The organism is Acinetobacter sp. NIOH-H-8 (assembly GCF_046635365.1).
Taxonomy (GTDB): domain Bacteria; phylum Pseudomonadota; class Gammaproteobacteria; order Pseudomonadales; family Moraxellaceae; genus Acinetobacter.
This window is the reverse complement of sequence record NZ_JBHDVN010000293.1, coordinates 1-406: the sequence shown is the minus strand read 5'-3', so window position 1 is coordinate 406 and position 406 is coordinate 1. Positions and strand designations below refer to the sequence as shown.

The 406-nt window shown below is 63.3% G+C and carries 1 protein-coding gene; it reads left to right on the top strand.

The features are described from left to right. Positions 1 to 23: 23 nt before the first annotated feature. Positions 24 to 406, top strand: a 383-nt coding sequence (locus ACEWB7_RS18300; RefSeq protein WP_411581134.1) for an aminotransferase class I/II-fold pyridoxal phosphate-dependent enzyme, incomplete at its 3' end; no start/stop codon positions are given.

Here is a 406-nt window from a genome sequence, read left to right as displayed (position 1 = left end):
ACCATGTGTTGGTGTCGCAGAGCGTGTTCGGTTCGACCATCAGCCTGTTCGAGAAGTACTTCAAGCGTTTCGGCGTGCAGGTGGACTACGTGCCACTGGTCGACCTGGCCGGTTGGGAAAAGGCCATCAAGGCCAATACCAAGCTGCTGATCGTCGAGTCGCCATCCAACCCGCTGGCGGAACTGGTGGATATCGCCGCGCTGGCCGAGATCGCCCACGCCCGCGGCGCCATGCTGGTGGTGGACAACTGCTTCAGTACCCCGGCGCTGCAGCAGCCGCTCAAGCTCGGCGCTGACATCGTGTTCCACTCGGCGACCAAGTTCATCGACGGCCAGGGCCGTTGCATGGGCGGCGTGGTGGCCGGGCGCAGCGAGCAGATGAAAGAAGTGGTGGGCTTCCTGCGTAC